This window comes from Brevundimonas sp., from assembly GCF_016742135.1.
Taxonomy (GTDB): Bacteria; Pseudomonadota; Alphaproteobacteria; order Caulobacterales; family Caulobacteraceae; genus Brevundimonas.
Window position 1 is genome coordinate 85619 of the sequence record NZ_JACVCG010000003.1, and the last position, 17031, is coordinate 102649.

Annotated in this window: 13 protein-coding genes; 9 read left to right on the plus strand and 4 right to left on the minus strand. The window is 67.9% G+C overall.

Going from position 1 to position 17031, the window contains the following annotated elements:
- Positions 1 to 2: 2 nt before the first annotated feature.
- Both IBJ06_RS07245 and dapF read right to left on the minus strand, forming a co-directional pair.
- Positions 3 to 2297 carry an NADP-dependent malic enzyme gene (locus IBJ06_RS07245; RefSeq protein ID WP_292158734.1) on the minus strand — a complete coding sequence of 765 codons (2295 nt, stop codon included), beginning with the start codon at positions 2295 to 2297 and terminating at the stop codon, positions 3 to 5.
- A gap of 103 nt (positions 2298 to 2400) precedes the next feature.
- Entirely contained in the window at positions 2401 to 3246 is an 846-nt protein-coding gene (gene dapF / locus IBJ06_RS07250) for a diaminopimelate epimerase (RefSeq protein ID WP_292159382.1), read from the minus strand.
- Between the two features lie 91 nt (positions 3247 to 3337).
- Here dapF and IBJ06_RS07255 point away from each other — a divergent pair, with 91 nt between their 5' ends.
- From IBJ06_RS07255 to IBJ06_RS07280, 6 genes are all read left to right on the plus strand, one after another.
- Positions 3338 to 4141 (plus strand): potassium channel family protein, encoded by an 804-nt coding sequence (locus IBJ06_RS07255; RefSeq protein WP_292158737.1) that lies wholly within the window; start codon positions 3338 to 3340, stop codon positions 4139 to 4141.
- Between the two features lie 96 nt (positions 4142 to 4237).
- Positions 4238 to 6385: a prolyl oligopeptidase family serine peptidase gene (locus IBJ06_RS07260; protein WP_292158739.1), complete on the plus strand. Its 2148-nt coding sequence runs from the start codon at positions 4238 to 4240 to the stop codon at positions 6383 to 6385.
- 65 nt (positions 6386 to 6450) lie between these two features.
- Positions 6451 to 8688, plus strand: a complete 2238-nt coding sequence (locus tag IBJ06_RS07265; RefSeq protein ID WP_292158741.1) for a prolyl oligopeptidase family serine peptidase — start codon at positions 6451 to 6453, stop codon at positions 8686 to 8688.
- A 70-nt stretch (positions 8689 to 8758) separates the two neighbouring features.
- Entirely contained in the window at positions 8759 to 9511 is a 753-nt protein-coding gene (locus tag IBJ06_RS07270) for a DUF1223 domain-containing protein (protein WP_292158743.1), read from the plus strand.
- A 110-nt stretch (positions 9512 to 9621) separates the two neighbouring features.
- Positions 9622 to 10308 (plus strand): hypothetical protein, encoded by a 687-nt coding sequence (locus IBJ06_RS07275; RefSeq protein WP_292158745.1) that lies wholly within the window; start codon positions 9622 to 9624, stop codon positions 10306 to 10308.
- A 58-nt stretch (positions 10309 to 10366) separates the two neighbouring features.
- On the plus strand, positions 10367 to 12082 hold the full coding sequence (locus IBJ06_RS07280) for a CHAT domain-containing protein (RefSeq protein ID WP_292158747.1): 1716 nt from the start codon (positions 10367 to 10369) through the stop codon (positions 12080 to 12082).
- 3 nt (positions 12083 to 12085) lie between these two features.
- Here the strand turns inward: IBJ06_RS07280 and IBJ06_RS07285 are convergent, their stop codons facing one another.
- Complete coding sequence (locus tag IBJ06_RS07285) at positions 12086 to 13162, minus strand: phosphotransferase family protein (protein WP_292158749.1); 1077 nt, start codon at positions 13160 to 13162, stop codon at positions 12086 to 12088.
- Complete coding sequence (gene glpK / locus IBJ06_RS07290; protein ID WP_365812232.1) at positions 13159 to 14679, minus strand: glycerol kinase GlpK; 1521 nt, start codon at positions 14677 to 14679, stop codon at positions 13159 to 13161. The genes IBJ06_RS07285 and glpK overlap by 4 nt, the downstream gene beginning before the upstream one ends.
- Positions 14680 to 14761: 82 nt before the next feature.
- Here glpK and IBJ06_RS07295 point away from each other — a divergent pair, with 82 nt between their 5' ends.
- Genes IBJ06_RS07295 through IBJ06_RS07305 form a run of 3 tightly spaced genes read left to right on the plus strand, consistent with a single transcriptional unit; the run spans position 14762 to position 16760 of the window.
- A complete protein-coding gene (locus IBJ06_RS07295; protein WP_292158751.1) occupies positions 14762 to 15754 on the plus strand; it encodes a threonine/serine dehydratase in 993 nt (330 codons plus the stop codon).
- Complete coding sequence (locus tag IBJ06_RS07300) at positions 15751 to 16203, plus strand: MaoC family dehydratase (RefSeq protein ID WP_292158753.1); 453 nt, start codon at positions 15751 to 15753, stop codon at positions 16201 to 16203. The genes IBJ06_RS07295 and IBJ06_RS07300 overlap by 4 nt, the downstream gene beginning before the upstream one ends.
- A complete protein-coding gene (locus tag IBJ06_RS07305) occupies positions 16200 to 16760 on the plus strand; it encodes a DNA-3-methyladenine glycosylase (RefSeq protein ID WP_292158754.1) in 561 nt (186 codons plus the stop codon). The genes IBJ06_RS07300 and IBJ06_RS07305 overlap by 4 nt, the downstream gene beginning before the upstream one ends.
- Positions 16761 to 17031 lie beyond the last annotated feature (271 nt).

Below are 17031 nucleotides of genomic sequence, written 5' to 3' on the forward strand. Positions count from 1 at the left end.
CCTCACGCTTCGGCGTCGACGGCCCCCTTGTCGACGGTGCCGTCATAGGCGGCAAAGGTCGCTGCGGTGATGATCTCGCTGACCGAGGCGCCGAGGCTGACGATCTGGACGGACTTCTCCAGCCCGACCAGCAGCGGCCCGATGACGGTCGCCCCGCCGAGCGCCTGCACCAGACGCGTCGAGATCGAGGCCGAGTGGATGCCCGGCATGACCAGTACATTGGCGTCGCCCGTCAGGCGCATGAAGGGATAGGCGGCCCGCGCCTCGGGATCGAGCGCAAGTTCGGCCGGCATTTCGCCCTCATACTCAAAGTCCACGCCGATCTGGTCGAGAATGCGGATGGCCTCGCGCACCTGTTCGCTGCGGTCGCCCGGGGGGTTTCCGAAGGTGGAATAGCTGAGGAAGGCGACGCGCGGGGTGCGGCCCAGCTTCCTGACCGTGGTGGCGGCCTGCATGGCGATTTCGGCCAGTTCCCGCGCGTCGGGCAGTTCGTGGATCGAGGTGTCGGCGACAAACAGGGTCCGCCCCCTGGCCAGCAGCACCGACAGGCCGATCAGCCGGTCGCGCACGTCGAGGACCCGGCGGACCTCTTTCAGCACCATGTTGAAGTTCCGCGTCGTGCCGGTCACGACCGCATCGGCATCGCCGCGCGCGACCATGGTGGCGGCAAAATAGTTGCGGTCCTGGTTGATCATCCGCTGGACGTCGCGCCGCAGATAGCCGCGCCGCTGCAGGCGTTCATACAGCCAGTCGGTATAGGCGTCGTTCCTGTCCGAGATGCGGGCATTGACGATCTCTATGTCCAGCTCGTCGAAATTCAGTCCGGCCTCGGCGGCGTTCCGACGGATCAGATCCTCGCGACCGACCAGGATCGGCGTGCCCAGCTCGGCCTGCTTGAAGCCCCAGGCGGCACGGATGACGGCGGTTTCCTCGCCCTCGGCGAACACCACCCGCTTGTTGGGGGCGGCGCGCACGGCCGAGGCGATCTTCTGCATCAGGGCGGCGGACGGATCGACCCGCTGGCGCAGGGCGACGCGATAGGCCTCCATGTCCTCGATCGGCTGACGCGCCACGCCCGTGTCCATGGCCGCCTGGGCGACGAAGGGCGGGATGTACCAGATCAGGCGCGGGTCGAACGGCGTCGGAATGATGTAGTCGGGGCCGAACTTGAGCTTGCGGCCCGAATAGGCGGCGGCCACCTCATCCGGCACATCCTCGCGCGCCAGCATGGCCAGGGCCCGGGCACAGGCGATCTTCATCTCGTGATTGACGGTGCGGGCCCGCACGTCCAGCGCCCCCCGGAAAATGTAGGGGAAGCCCAGCACATTGTTGACCTGGTTGGCATAGTCCGACCGGCCCGTGGCGATGATCGCATCGTCGCGCACGGACCGGATATCCTCGGGCGTGATTTCCGGATCCGGATTGGCCATGGCGAAGATGATCGGATTGGCCGCCATGGAGGCGACCATCTCCTTGGTGATCGCACCCTTGGCCGAGAGGCCCAGCACCACATCGGCACCGACCATCGCCTCCGCCAATGTGCGGTGCGGGGTGTCGGTGGCGTGGGCCGCCTTCCACTGGTCGATATTCTCGCGGCCCTTGTAGACCACACCGTCGCGGTCCACGATGACGGTGTTCTCGGCGCGGACCCCGACCGCCTTCATCAGACCGATGGAGGACAGGCCCGCCGCCCCGGCCCCGGCCAGCACCACCTTGACGTCTTCCAGCTTCTTGCCGGTGATGTGACAGGCATTGATCAGACCGGCGGTCGAGATGATGGCCGTGCCGTGCTGGTCGTCGTGAAACACCGGAATGTCCAGCAGGTCCTGCAGCTGGCTCTCGATGACGAAGCATTCCGGGGACTTGATGTCCTCCAGATTGATGCCGCCCCAGGTGTCGCCGATGTTCTTGACCACGGTGACGAACTCGTCCGGATCGGTGGTCTTTACCTCGACGTCAAAGCTGTCGACGTCGGCGAACCGTTTGAACAGGACGGACTTGCCCTCCATCACCGGCTTTGACGCCATATGGCCGAGGTTGCCCAGGCCCAGGATGGCGGTCCCGTTCGAGATCACGGCGACCAGATTGCCCTTGGACGTATAGTCATAGGCCCGGTCGGCATCGTCGGCGATGGCCAGCACCGGCACCGCCACCCCCGGCGAATAGGCCAGCGACAGGTCGCGCTGGGTCGCCATGGGCTTGGTCGGTGCCATGGAAATCTTGCCCGGCGTCGGGACGCGGTGAAAGTCCAGCGCGTCGGTGTCGGAAAAGGTCTTCTTGTCGGTCAGGTCGGGCATGGGGTCGTTTCAGGGCGAGAGAAAGGGGACGATCCTAGAGGGCGGGTGCGGCGTGAACAACGGCGGGGGAGGACCGTTTTGACGTTACGTCAGGCGGCGGGGGTCAGAGGTCGAGCGTTCCGGTGCCGTCAAGCGCCACCGGACCGGTCATGAAGACATGGTCGGTGTCCGCGTCCCAGCGGATGTCGAGATCGCCCCCGTCCAGCGTCAGGGTGGCGGACCGTCCGGTCAGGCCGCGCCGGTGGGCTGCCACCAGCGCCGCGCAGGCCCCGGTGCCGCAGGCCAGGGTCAGGCCCGCGCCCCGCTCCCACACCCTGAGCCGGATGTGATCGGGGGCCAGAACATGGGCAAAGCCGACATTCACGCCTTCCGGAAACAACGGGTGATGTTCGATCAGAGACCCGGCCCCGCGCACGAATTCGTCGTCCTGCCGGTCGGTGAAGAAGACCACATGCGGATTCCCCATCGAGACCGCTCCGGGCGTGTGGATCACCGGGGCGTCGACCGGCCCGACCTGCAGTTCGATGCCGCGCGTGTCCATCTCCTCGGCCAGGGGGATCTGGCGCCAGCCCAGCCGGGGCACGCCCATGTCGATCTCGATGCGGTGGTCACCGGCCCGCCGGGCGATCGTGGCCCCCCCGAGGGTGCCGATCACCGCCCGATCCTGCGCCGAGGCTTCCAGCAGCAGCCAGCCGACACAGCGCAGGGCATTGCCGCAGGTCTCGACCTTGCCTCCGTCGGCATTCCAGACGCGCATGAAGGCGGTCTGGCCGGCTTCCGTCGACGGCTCGATAACAATCAGCTGGTCACAGCCCGGCCCGGTAGCCGGATCGGCCAGCCGCCGCACCGTATCGCTGTCCAGATCAAAGCCCGGCCGGTCCGCGCGCAGGATGATGAAGGCGTTGCCCGCCCCATTCATCTTCAGATACGGCATCCCGCTCGCGCTCATGTCCTGCCTATAGGCCAGCGGCACGCCCGGCGCGAGCGACCGGTCGATCACGAACGGTTTGCATCCGCGGCCATCCGCGCTATCGCAGGCCATGGCTTCCCCGACGAGCCCGAAGGACGATCCCCGCGGCTGGCGCATCCGGGCCCGGCTGCGCGCCCTGTACCACGGCAGTTCGCGTCAGGCGGTGCGGTTCCGCTACACTGTCCTGATCATCGATTTCATCATCATCGCCTTCTTCATCGCCGCGCCTGTCCTGCGGGGTGAGGGGTGGATCTTCTATGCCCTCGACTATGTCATCGCCGCCCTCCTGGCTGCGGACCTGCTGGCCCGGGCCCTGGCCTGGACCGATCTGAAGTCCTGGCTGAAACGGCCGGTGGTCTGGGTGGACCTGTTCATTCTGGCGACCCTGCTGTTCCCGGCCTGGCTGTTCAACTTCGGCTTCCTCAGGGTCATCCGTCTGTGGACCCTGATCAATTCCGACTTCTTCTGGCGGACCGTGGGCCGCAAGTATGACGACACCCACGTCGAGGATGTGGTCAAGGCGCTGGCCGCCCTGGTGACCTTCGTCTTCGTCGCCACCGGCTTTGTCTATACGTCCTTCGTCGGCACGCACGAAGGTCTGACCGGCTATATCGATGCCCTCTATTTCACCGTCACCAGCCTGACGACCACGGGCTATGGGGACATCCTGCTGCCCGGGGCCTGGGGGCGGATCATCTCGATCGTCATCATGCTGACGGGGGTGACCCTGTTCGTTCGCCTGGGACAGACCCTGCTGCGCCCGCCCAAGATCCACTATCCCTGTCCCAACTGCGGCCTGCAGCGCCACGATACGGACGCCGTTCACTGCAAGGCCTGCGGCGAGGGGCTGTGCATCCCTAATTACGAGCACTGACGGCCCGCATGACGAAACCGTAATGAAGTCGGCCACGGCTTGTCGCCGCCGGTCGCCCGGGTAAGGTGCCCCACCCCTGACCGGAGACCCCTGCCCATGCTTCGTCGCACCCTGACTGCCATTGCCGCGGCCCTGCCGCTCACGATGATGGCGGCTCCCGTTTTTGCCCAGAGCGCCCCCGCCCCCTCCATGACCCCAGCCGCCGACATCGAAGACCCCTATCTGTGGCTGGAAGAGGTCGAGGGCGAACGCGCCATGGCCTGGGTGGAGGACCAGAACACCCGCTCGCTCGGCGTGCTGACCGGTGACCCGCGCTATCAGAACCTGCATGATCAGGCCCTGGCCATTCTGGAGTCACGTGACCGCATTCCCTCGCCGGGCTTCCGCCGGCTGGGGGGCGTCGAGCAGATCGACAACTTCTGGCAGGACGCCACCCATGTGCGCGGCATCTGGCGCACCACCACGGTCGACAGCTATGCGACCGAGGCCCCGCAATGGGAAACCATCATCGACGTCGATGCCCTGGCTGCGGCCGAGGGTGCCAACTGGGTCTGGCGCGGCTCCAACTGCCTGCCGCCGGACGGGCGGATGTGCCTGATCAGCCTGTCGGACGGCGGGAAGGACGCCGTCACCGTGCGCGAGTTCGACCGCGAGACGCGCCGGTTCGTCGAGGGCGGTATCACCCTGCCGGAGTCCAAGGGCGGCGTGACCTGGATCGACGCCGACACCCTGCTGGTGTCGCGCGACTTCGGCGAAGGCACGCTGACGGATTCGGGTTATCCGCGCACCGTGCGCCTGCTGACGCGCGGCCAGGCGATCGCGGATGCGCCGGTGGTGTTCGAGGGCCAGCAGACCGACGTCTCGGTCAGCGGCTTTACCCTGCGCGATGCGGACGGCGCAGTTCAGGCCGTGCTGCTGAACCGCGGCATCAACTTCTATGAGAGCGAAACCTGGCAGCTGAACGCCGACGGCTCGACCCGCCAGCTGCCCCTGCCGCTCAAGGGCGGGATCACCGCCCTGGTCGACGGCAAGCTGATCGTCACCACCGATCAGGACTGGACCGCCCCCTCGGGGCAGGTGTTCCAGACGGGCGACGTGCTGGCCTATGATCTGGCCGCCTGGCTGGCCGATCCGACGGTTCAGGCCCATCTGGTCATCCGCCCGGGCCCGCGTGAGTCAATCGAGGGGGTTTCGGCCACCCGCAACCGTCTGGTCGTCGCCCTGTTCGAGAATGTCCGGGGTGCCGTCTATGTCTATGACCCCTCGGACTGGAGCCGCACCCGGCTGGACCTGCCCGAGAACGTCACCGTGGGCGTCGGCTCGACCTCCAGCCTCAGCGACCGGGTGTTCGTCAATGTGTCCGGCTATCTGAATCCGCAGGCGCTGTGGATGGTCGATGCCGCGACCGGCCAGGGCGGGGTGGTCAAATCCCTGCCCGCCAAGTTCGATGCGGAGGGCCTTGAGGTCCGCCAGTTCGAGGCCGTGTCCGCCGACGGCACCCGCATTCCCTATTTCGTCGTCGGTCGCTCGGACATGCCGGTGGACGGCTCCAACCCGACCCTGCTGTACGGCTACGGCGGCTTCCAGGTGTCGATGCTGCCTGGCTATTCAGCCACGGTCGGCAAGCTGTGGCTGGAGCGGGGCGGCGTCTATGTCGTCGCCAACACCCGCGGCGGGGGCGAGTTCGGCCCCAACTGGCACCAGTCGGCCCAAGGCGTGAACCGCCAGCGCGCGCATGAGGACTTCCAGGCCGTGGCGCTTGACCTGATCGAGCGCGGCATCACCAGCCAGCCGCACCTCGGCATCATGGGCGGCTCGCAGGGCGGCCTGTTCATGGGGGCGATGCTGACCCAGCGCCCCGACCTGATCAATGCGGCGGTCATCCAGGTGCCCCTGTTCGACATGCTGCGCTTCCACACCCTGCTGGCCGGGGCCTCGTGGATCGCCGAATACGGCAACCCCGACATTCCGGAAGAGCGCGCCTGGATCGCCGCCTATTCCCCCTATCAGAATCTGCGCGCGGGCCAGCCCTATCCCGAGGTCTTCATCCACACCTCGACCAAGGATGACCGGGTCCACCCCGGCCATGCGCGGAAGGCCGCCGCCCGTCTGGCAGAGCTGGGCTATCCGGTGCTGTTCTACGAGAACACCGACGGGGGCCACGCCGCCGGGGCCAATCTGCGCGAAACCGCCCGGCGTCTGGCGCTGGAATATACCTATCTGACCCGCCGCCTGATGGACTGAGAAACCCTATCCTCCCCCGTGGAGCTTGCGAAACGGGGGAGGATCAAGAAGCCGGAGTTTGCATAATGCGTCGCCTGATCCTGTCCGCCGCCATTCCTGCCCTGATGCTGGGTGCCTGCAGCACCATGCCGGGGGCGCAGGACCCGGCCGAGGTCTCGGTGCCGGTGGCGCAGGCCTCCATGCCGAACTTTCCGGCAGACCTGACGCCGGCGGGCGTGGCGGCGGCAGACGATCATCTGGCGCTGGAGGTGGTCGAGGGGGCCGAGGCCATGGCCTTTGTCGCCCGGTCAAACGAACGCGCCCTGGCCACGCTGGAGGGCGACCCGCGCTATGAGCCCTTCCGCCAGCAGGCCGAGGCGATTCTGACGGCCACCGACCGGATCCCCGCCCCGTCCTTCCTCGGCGACGGCATCGGCAATTTCTGGCAGGACGCCACCAATCCCAAGGGCCTCTGGCGCCGCACGACGCTGGAGTCCTATGCTTCGGGCAATACCGAGTGGGAGACCCTGCTGGACATCGACGCCCTCGCCCGCGCCGAGGGTCGCGACTGGGTGTTCAAAGGCGCCAGCTGCCTGCCGCCTGCCGAGACCCGCTGCCTGATCAACCTGTCGGACGGCGGCAAGGATGCCGTGGTGGTCCGCGAATTCGACCTGACCACAAAGACTTTCGTCGAGGGTGGGTTCGTACTGCCCGAGGGCAAGCACCGCATCAGCTGGCTGGACGCCGACACCCTGCTGGTGGCCACCGACTTCGGCCCCGGCACCCTGACCGAGTCCGGCTATCCCTACATCGTCAAGACGCTCAAGCGCGGCCAGACCCTGGCCCAGGCCACCGAGGTCTATCGCGGCGAGGCGGGCGACGGCGGCTATGGGGTCAGCGCCTCGGTCTTCCGCGATGGCGATGGCGCGGTGCAGGCGGTGATCTTCAACCGTCCGCTGGATACGTTCCGCAGTGAGCGGTGGGAATGGGTCGACGGTCGCCCTGTTCGTCTAAAGCTCCCCGAACGGGTCAGTCTCTACGGGACCATGGGAAGTCTGCTGATCTTTTCCCCTGAGCAGACGTGGTCAATGGGCACGGACTACGCGGCGGGCTCACTGTTGTCTTTCCCGCTCGTCGAGTTGCGCGAGGGCGGCGCGGTGACACTCAGCAACCAGGCGCGGCAGATTTTCGAGCCCGGTCCGCGTCAGTCGATCAGCCAGGTCGCCGTTTTCGGAGACCGTGTCGCCGTCGCTACCAACGACAACGTCAACGGCCAGCTTTCGATTTTCAAGAATACGGGCGAGTGGGGTTGGGCACAGCGTCAGGTCGCGGTTTCGCCGAACAGTGCGGTGGGGCTCGGAGACTCTTCAAAGGCGCGCAATGAACTGTTCGTTTCTTCCCAAGGTTTCTTGACACCCCCGACCATCGGTCTGCTGAACGTCGACTTCCTCGTGGAGCGACATCAGACGGAGACTGCGGCTTCACCGAACTCGATCATTGAGCTCCGTTCCGCCCCGCCCAAGTTCGACGCTTCAACCCACCGGGTGGAGCAGTATGAGGCCACCTCCACCGACGGCACCAAAATCCCCTATTTCGTCGTCATGCCGCGCGATCTCGCCCTGGATGGCACGGCACCCACCATCCTGTTCGGCTATGGCGGCTTCCAGATCAGCTTCCCGCCCGCCTACAAGCCCGAAATGGGCAAGCTGTGGCTGGAGAACGGCGGAGTCTTCGTCCAGGCCAATATCCGGGGCGGCGGCGAGTTCGGTCCGGGCTGGCACCAGGCGGCCCTCAATGAAAACCGCCAACGCGCCTTTGACGACTTCGCCGCCGTGGCCGAGGACCTGATCGCGCGCGGCATCACCTCGCCCCGGCATCTGGGCATCTATGGCCGGTCGAACGGCGGGGTCCTGACCAGTGTATCGATCACCCAGCGGCCCGAGCTGTTCAATGCGGCGGTCATCGAAAGCCCGCTGATCGACATGCTGCGCTATCACGAAATGCCCGCCGGGGCCTCGTGGATCGGGGAATACGGCGATCCGCGCATTCCCGAAGAGGCCGCCTGGATCGCCGAATACTCGGCCTATCAGCGCCTCAGCCCCGAGGTCGCCTATCCGCGCGTCTACATCACCACCAACACCCGCGACGACCGCGTCCACCCCGGCCATTCCCGCAAGTTTGCGGCGCGGCTGGAGGCCCAGGGCCACGACCACCTCTATTTCGAGGACACGGCGGGGGGGCACTCCAACGATGCCGATCCGGTGGCCAATGCCCGCCGCTGGGCCCGCCACTATGTCTATCTGGCCCAGCAACTGATGGACTGAGGCGGCTTCACGCGCCCCTCACGCGAAAATGAGGGGCGCGGATACGCCGGACCGGCTAGGAGTCTGACCCATGATATTTCGGGGCTGGTCACGTTTGGCGATCGCAGGGGCTGTGGGCGCCTGCCTGTTCGGGGCCGTGGGCACTTCGGCCCAGTCGGTACGGCGTGTGGACCGGCCGGTGGCCATGCGCAGCGACCCCGTCGTCGTCGAGCTGTTCACCGCACAGGGCTGCGGCGGCTGTCCCGAGGCCAATCAGCGGGTCGAGACCCTGGTCGGCCGACCGGGCGTGATCGTGCTGACCTATCCCGTCGATTACTGGGACTATACCGGCTGGGCGGACACGCTCGCCCGGCCCGAGTTCTCCGCCCGGCAGCAGGAATACCGGCAGGCCCTGCGCCTGCGGGCCGTGGCGACCCCCCAGGTCATTCTGGACGGCCATCGGACGGTGGCCCCGCCGGACGAAGACACCCTCGGGCTCGCCGTCAATGAGGAGGCCGCCCGTAGCCGGTCGGCGCCGGATATCGAGTTTCGCGAGACTGGCGATCGGGTCGGCATCGGCTCGGGCCGCGTCGCCGCAGACGGTGCCGAGGTGCTGGCCGTCGTGTTCCGCCCCGGCCCGGTGCTGGTGCGGGTCGAAAGCGGCGACAACCGGGGCCGGGTGGTCCGCCACACCAATGTGGTGCAGTCCATCCAGCCGATCGGCGAATGGACGGGGCGCCCCATCCTGCTGTCCCTGCCGACCGATATCGAGGCGGGCGACCGGGTGGCCGTGCTGGTCCAGTCCCGCGATGATCGGCAGATCCTGGGCGCCGCCGTTCGCTGAACGGTGACTGACCCTTTGCGGTCACCATCACATTCAGTCAGTATTCTCCGGGCTTGAGGGCAGGCAGGCTGTCGCGACGCGCAGTCCCGCGCGGGGTGTGGGGAAGATTGATGGGGCGATTTGGACAGGCGATTGTGTCAAGGCCGGTGCGCGGGGGTCTGCTGGGCCTGATGGCCATGCTGACGGTGGTCGCCTGCGCCGCCGGTCCGGGACGCGCGTCGGACCCGCATGCCCCCGCGCTTTCGCCCGAGGCGGCGGGCGTATCCCAGCTGGTGACGGCGGCGGGGCTGGCCGACTGGGGTCGGGCCCATGACGATCCCGGCGCCCTGATCATGGCGGCGCGCATCGTCGCCGAAGTTCCGCTACGCAATCAGGGGAACCAACCCCCCCTGCTGACTTTCGAAGGTCTGCTGAACGAGGCCGAGGCGATGGCGGCCGGTCAGCCCGCCTATCTGGCGGCGATCGAACAGGTCCGGGGCCAGACCGTTCGCGGCGTGGTCTCGTCTCCCTTCGGGCGGGGTCCGATCGCGACGGTCAAGGATGTCAGGGCGCGAGAGACCTTCGGGTTCGAGGTGGACGCGCGCGGCGGTGAGATTCTGCGGATCGCGGCCATCGGCGACGGCGACACCAATATCGATCTGATCATCCGGGACGCGGACGGGCGCCTGCTGTGTCAGGACGGGTTCGGCGACCACTATCCGGTCTGCACCCTGATGCCCCGCGTGGCAGGCAAGGTGCGTGTAAGCGTGGTCAACCGCGGCGAGATCTGGACCAAGGTCCAGATCCTCAGCAACTGAGGACGGAATGAGGGCTGGGGCGCAACACGGACTTCCGGGCTGGACCCTTGCCGGGCTCATGATCGCCCTGTTGCTGGCCGTGGCCATCGTCGGCCACGGGGACGCCCGATCGGGCGCATCCTCCCCGCAGGACCCGGATACGCCCGAATCCCTGCGCGCGGAGGCCTTCGAGGCCGCCCAGTGGGCGATCGTGTCCGACGCCGCCGATGCCCTCGCCAAGGTCTCTGCCCGCTTCGCGGAGGGCGACGACGCGCTCGGCCAGCTGGCCGAACAACGCGAACGGCTGATCCAGCGCCGCGATACGCTGGAGCGCGAGGTCGAGAGCCTCTATGCCCAGAACTCAGACGCGGCCCGCGAGCGCCGCCGCATCATGGGCCGCACCTATGAGCAGACCCTGGCCGAACTGGCGGAGGTAGACGCCCGCATCGAGGCCGAGTTTCCGGCCTTTGCCGAACTGACCCGTCCCCGCGCCCTGACCGTGGCCGAAACGCAAGGGTTGCTGAACCCGGACGAAGCCCTGCTGCTGGTCTTCGTCAATCCCGAGGCGACCTACGTGTGGGGCGTGACCTCGGATCGGGTCGAATGGGCACGGGCCGGGGATCTGGGCGAGGAGGCCCTGACCCTGTCGGTGGCGAAGCTGAGAGAATCCCTGACCACGGCCGGCACACGGGCCGATCCGACGCTGGATCCGGCCCTGTTCGCTGGCCGCCCGGTCCGGGCCTATGACCGGCGCGAGGCCCATCGCCTTTATCGGGCTCTGATCCAGCCGGTGGAATCCGTGTTCGAGGGCCGCACCACCCTGATCACCGTGGTGAGCGGGCCCCTGACCACCCTGCCCCTGGCCGCCCTGGTCACCGCTCCTCCGGAGGGAGAGGATACGGGTCCCGAGGCCCTGATCACCACCGAATGGCTGATCGACCGCTACGCACTCGCGACCCTGCCATCAGTGTCCAGTCTCAAGGCCCTGCGCTGTCATCTGGCGACCGGGGGCGGGCGGCACCCGGGATGCCCGCCGCGCCTGACACCGGAGCGGGTTGAGCGGGCAGCGGTCACGCCGGACCGCCTGCCTCTTATCGCCTTTGGGGCCCCGGTGCTGACTGGCTCGCCCGTGCCCGCCGCGCGGGGTGCCCCGGACGCGGACGGCATTCTGGGCCCGGGCAAGCTGGCCGATGTCGAAAAGCTGCGCGCCCTGCCCGACCTGCCGGGGGCCCGGGCCGAACTGACCGCGCTGGGCCAGATCTATCCGAAGGGCGTGGTCCGCATCGGCGCGGCCGCCACCGAAACGGCCGTGCGTCAGACCGATACCGACCTTCTGGCCGAGGCGCGCTTCGTCGTCTTTTCGACCCACGGCCTGATGGGCGGCGCCAGCTTCGCCGAGCCGGGACTGGTCCTGACCCCGCCGACTGAAGCCACGCCCGACGACGACGGCTATCTGACGGCGTCCGAGGCGGCGCAGCTGCGGTTGAATGCCGACTTCGTCGTGCTGTCGGCCTGCAATACGGCCGCGTCGGACGGCCGCCCCGGCGGACAGGGCCTGTCGGGACTGGCGCGCGCCTTTTTCCATGCGGGGGCCCGGTCCCTGCTGGTGTCTCACTGGGAGGTCTCGGATCAGGCGACCACGGCCCTGATCACCGGCACCTTCGCCGGACTGGACCGGACGCCCGGCAACCGCGCCGTCGCCCTGCAGGGCGCCATGCTGGAGGTGCGCGCCGACCGTCGCTGGCAGCACCCGGCCTATTGGGCGGCCTTCACCCTGGTCGGCACCCCCGGCTAGGCGTCAGGCGCCGGCCTTTTTTGCGAAGCTCCAGGCCGCCTCCGACAGCGGACCGACCTGGGCGGCCATGGTGCGGGCGTGGCTGCTGGCGGCGGTGCCGTCGCGCACCCGCCCGGCAATGCCCTGACAGATGGCGGCCAGCCGGAACAGATTATAGGCGAACAGCCAGTCGAGGTTGGCCGGGCCCGCCGTTCCCGTCTTCTCGGCATAGCGCGCAACTGTGTCCTCGACCGACGGAATGCCCAGCGCCTCCAGATCCGCCCCGGCCAGACCGTTTCTGAGCGTCGCCGGAATCACCCAGGCGATCAGCAGATAGGAAAAGTCCGCCATCGGGTCGCCCAGCGTCGACAGCTCCCAGTCCAGAACCGCACGGACCTCCGCCCGGTCGGGGGCCAGGATCATATTGTCGAGCCGGAAGTCCCCATGCACGATCCGCGTCGGCCCATCCGCCGGCAGGCTCTGGGGCAAAAAGGCGATCAGCCGGTCCATGGCCTCGATCGTGTCGATTTCGGACGCCTGATACTGTTTGGTCCAGCGACCGACCTGACGGGCGAAATAGTTACCGGGCTTGCCATAGTCCGACAGGCCGATGGCACCCGGATCGAACCGGTGCAGGGCGGCCAGGGTATCAGTCTGGGCCTGATAGATGGCGCGGCGTTCGGCGGGGGCGAGGCCCGGCAGTTTCAGGTCCCAGAATACGCGGCCCTCGACCTTGTCCATCACGTAAAACATGGAGCCGATCACGGCATCTTCCGTACAAAGAGCATAGGGTCTTGCGACCGGGAACCCTTCGGCGTGCAGGGCGGAAATCACCCGGAACTCCCGATCCACTGCATGGGCACTGGGCAGCAGGGTGCCGGGCGGCTTGCGGCGCAGGACATAGGTCCGGCCGGGCGTGGTCAGCTCATAGGTGGGATTCGACTGCCCCCCCTTGAACTGACGCAGCGTCAGCGGCCCCTCATAGCCCTCGATGTTCCCGGCCAGCCAGGCCTCCAGCCTCGCCACGTCCAGCGTATGCCGCGGGTCGACTTCGCGCGTGCCGGAAAAGGCGGACTGGGGATCGAGGGCGACATCGGTCATGGGCGGTCCGTCTGTGAAGGAGTCGGTTGGGCGGCGGCAAGGGTGGCGCGGATGGCGGCCTTCCACCCGTCCAGCAGGCGGTTGCGGGTGGCGGCATCCATCCGGGGCGTCCAGACGGCGGGCGTCTCCGCCGGAGCGATATCCAGCCGGTCGATCAGGCCCACGCCCAGCGCCGCCAGCCTGGCGGCCCCCAGCGCCGTCATCTCCTGAAAGGCCGGGCGCTCGACCTCGACCTCACAGATGTCGGCGACGAACTGCATGGCGAGCGCATTGGCGGTCACCCCGCCATCGACCTTCAGCCGCGCCAGCCGGGGGGCGCCGTCGGCCGCCAGCGCATCCAGCAGGTCGCGGGTCTGATAGGCGAGACTTTCCAGCGCCGCCCGCACCAGATGCGCCGGGCCGGAGTCGCGCGTAAGGCCAGTGATCGTGCCGCGCGCCTCAGGCGACCACCAGGGCGCGCCCAGACCGGTAAAGCCCGGCACCAGATAGACCCCGCCGTTGTCCCGCAGGCTCTGGGCCAAGGCCTCGGACTGACGCGACTGGCTGATGACGCCCAGACCGTCGCGCAGCCACTGGATCGCCGAACCCGCCGAGAAGATCGACCCCTCCAGGGCATAGGCAGATCGTCCGTCTACGGAATATGCAAGCGTACCCAGCAGGCGGTTGGTCGAAATGACCGGCTCCGCGCCCACATTGGCGACCAGAAAGGCCCCGGTACCATAGGTGATCTTGGCCTCACCCGGCTGGATCGCGCCATGTCCCACCAGCGCCGCCTGTTGATCCCCGGCCGCGCCATGGATCGGCACCGCCCGCCCGAACAGGGCCGGGTCGCAGTCGCCCAGAGCGTCGGTGCACCCCCGAATCTCCGGAAGCGCTTGCATCGGCACCCGGAACAGCGCGGCCAGATCGGGCTGCCAGCTCAGGGTCTGGAGGTCCATCAAACTGGTGCGCGCCGCATTGGTGGCGTCGGTCACGTGCGCCCGACCGCCGGTCAGTTTCCAGATCAGCCAGCTCTCGATCGTGCCCAGCTTCACCTCACCCGCCTCGGCACGCTCGCGCGACCCGGGCACCGCATCCAGCAGCCAAGCGTATTTGGATGCCGAGAAATAGGGATCGAGGATCAGGCCCGTGCGTGCCTGCACCTCCGGCTCGTGGCCGTCCCGCGCCAGGGCGGCGGTGATATCGGCCGTGCGCCGGTCCTGCCAGACGATGGCCCGGTGCAAGGGCTCGCCCGTCCTTGCATCCCACAGCACCGAGGTCTCGCGCTGGTTGGTGATGCCGATGGCCGCAAACCGGTCGACGCCGCCCGCCTTGCGGATCACCTCGCGACAGGTCTGCAGGGCCGCGGTCCAGATCTCGCCCGCGTCATGCTCGACCCAGCCGGGTTTGGGGAAATGCTGCTGCAGTTCGATCTGGCTGACGGCCACCGCCGAAAAGGCTCCGGCCTCCGACACCTCAAAGGCAATGGCCCGGGTCGAGGTCGTGCCCTGGTCGATGGAAAGGATCATCCGGCTCATGGGGGATTAGTGACGACGGACGCCGGGCGAGGCAAGCGCATTGCCCCTCGCCACACGCCCGCCAGCCGCGCTAGATGCGGTCATGACCCACACAGCCTCCTTCTCCGGTGTCCTTGATGCCGCCCGTCAGATCGCCGGCGCCGCGGTCCGCACGCCCCTGATCGAAAGCCCGGCGCTGAACGATCGTCTGGGCGGGCGGGTGCTGATCAAGGCCGAGACCCTGCAGGTCGCCGGCGCCTTCAAATTCCGGGGGGCGTATAACCGGATCAGTCGCCTGACCGACGAGGAAAAGGCCCGCGGTGTCGTGGCCTATTCCTCGGGCAACCACGCCCAAGCGGTGGCCGCCGCCGCCCGGCGTATGGGCACTTCGGCCATCATCGTCATGCCCGCCGACAGCCCCCGGGTGAAGGTCGAGGGTGTGATCGCCTTCGGCGGCGAGGTGCGATCCTATGACCGCTGGACTGAATCGCGCGAGGCCATCGGCGAGGAAATCGCCCGCACGCGCGGCAGTGTGCTGGTGCGCCCCTTCGACGACCCCTTCATCATCGAGGGACAGGGCACGACCGGGCTGGAAATCCTCGAACAGGCCGATGCGCCGATCGACCAGCTGCTGTGCGGCGCCTCGGGCGGGGGGCTGATGGCCGGGATCAACCTGGCCTTTGCCGAGCGCTCCCCCGCGACCCGTATGCTGGCGGTCGAGCCCGCCGCCTATGACGACACGCGCCGCTCGCTGGAGGCCGGAGAGCGCATAACCTATCCGCCCGGTGCGGCCCCTTCGATCTGTGATGCGCTGATGAGCGACCGGCCCGGCGAGCTGACCTTCCCCATCAATCAGCGGCTGGCAGGCGTGCTGACCGTCACCGATGCGGAGGTGGCCGAGGCGGTTCGCTATGCCTTCCGCACCCTGAAACTGGTGGTCGAGCCGGGCGGGGCGGTGTCGCTCGCTGCGCTGCTGGCGGGCAAGATCGAGGCAGCGGGCCGCACCACGGCCATCGTTCTCTCGGGCGGGAACATTGACCCGGCCCTGTTTGCCGCCATCATCGAGGATCGTTTCACCCCCGGAGCCCCCGCATGACCAAGCCGAGTGACCTGCAATCCCTGATCGGCACCGAAGTGGGGGTGTCCCGCTGGATCGAGGTCGACCAGGCGCGCATCGACGCCTTTGCGAAGATCACCGAGGACGAGCAGTTCATCCACGTCGACCCCGAAGCGGCGAAGGCCACCCCGTTCGGCGGCACGATTGCGCACGGATTCCTGACGCTCAGCCTCGCCTCGGCCATGAGCTATGACGCGGTTGCCCCGCTGGAGGGCGTGGTCATGGGCGTCAACTATGGCTTCGACAAACTGCGCTTCCTCGCCCCCGTGCCCGCCGGCTCGAAGATCCGGGGCCGGTTCAAACTCCTCTCGGCCGAGGACAAGGGCGGCGGCCGCTGGCTGCTGAAGCATGAACTGACCGTCGAGATCGAGAGCGGCGACAAACCGGCCCTGATCGCCGAATGGCTGGGGATGCAGGTCGTGTCTTGAGCCTGAATGACTGGCTGGCGCGTGATGCCGTCACGGTGGCCCGTGACCTGATCGGGGCGCGGCTTCTGGTCGACGGCGTCGGCGGTACCATCGTCGAGACCGAGGCCTATGATCCGGCCGACCCCGCGTCGCACAGCTTTGGCGGTCCCCGGCCCCGGAACGCCGCCATGTTCGGTCCGGCTGGTCGGGCCTATGTCTACCGGATTTATGGCGCCCACTGGTGTTTCAACATCGTCTGTGACCGGACAAGGCCGGGCAGCGCTGTCCTGATCCGGGCGCTGGAGCCGACCGATGGCCTGGGCATGATGGCGCAGCGGCGCAGCACCCACGACCCGCGACAGCTCTGCTCCGGTCCGGGGAAGCTGTGTCAGGCGCTGGCGATCGACAAGGCGCTGGACCACGCCCCGCTGGACGCGCCGCCCTTCGTGCTGGAACCGGGTCCGCCCCCTGCCGGTGTCGTCATCGGCGCCCGCATCGGCATCACCAAGGGCACCGACACCCCTTGGCGCTTTGGCCTCAAGGGCTCGCCCTACCTCAGCCGGCCGTTTCGGCAGTGACCGTCGACGGTGTTCCGTCTCCGAGAGGCCGGACTCCAAGCGCCGTCAAACCACTCACAAAGGCAGCGATTGCGCCGAGCGGACTCAATATCAAGGCGAGGCCGGGAGCGCCGAGGAGAAGGCTCATCAGCCCACTGAACGCCGCGCCGAGGCCGGTGGCCATACCCAGCCAGGACCATGTGTTCCGGCCCCCCCTGGAAACATGGGCTGCGGCCATACCAGTTATTATCGCCGGGATGCATCCGTAGACGTATCCGGCAAGCCCCGACAT